At 65.4% G+C, this 691-nt stretch carries 1 protein-coding gene; it reads right to left on the reverse strand.

Annotation, left to right across the window (positions count from 1 at the left end; genetic code table 11):
• A partial coding sequence (locus AC1DBN_RS21420) for an HNH endonuclease signature motif containing protein (protein ID WP_477724193.1) occupies window positions 1-691 on the reverse strand: 691 nt, incomplete at both ends.

Consider the following 691-nt stretch of genomic DNA (forward strand, 5'->3'; position numbering starts at 1 on the left):
ATGGGTGCAGAGGAGTGTTCCGTTGGTGGTGTTGGTGTGGCCGCCGTGTGACCAGTAGGTGATGTGGTGGGCTTCGCACCAGGGGGCGGGGATGGTGCAGTTGGGGAAGGTGCAGCCTTGGTCGCGGGCGGTGAGGGCTACGCGTTGGGTTGGGGTGAAGAGTCTGGTTTTGCGTCCGAGGTCGAGGATTTCGCTGGTGGTGCCCAGGAGTGCGGGGATGATGTCGGCGTCGCAGGCGATTTTGCGGAGGGTGGTGGCGGCGACGGGGCCGGTGAAGGCGAAGGTGCCGGCGGCCGGTGTGTGGGGTGCTGTGGGGGTGGGGAAGAGGTCGTGGTGGTTGATGGTGGCGATGATTTGGGGTCTGTTGCCGCCGGTGGTGGGGAGGTGGGTGGTGGTGAGGGCGGTTTTGACGGCGGTGATGATGCCGTCGAGTTGTTGTTGGGGGCGGGTGCGGCGTTCCAGGTCCGGGGCGGGGGATGCCTGATTTGTTTTGCGGGCGCCTTCTTGAAGCACGGTGTTGTGGCCATTGCCCCCGTCGTCGGCGTCTGTGGCTGCCCGGTTGGTGGTGGTGTTGGGGGTGGTGGTGCGGGGGTTGGTGGCGATGTTCATGGCGGTGAGGAGGTGTTCGTATTGGTCGGTGGTGGCGAAGATTTCGACGTGGTGGAGGCCGTGGCGGGGTTTGCGGATGAAG

The organism is Pseudarthrobacter sp. 10T415, from assembly GCF_056394175.1.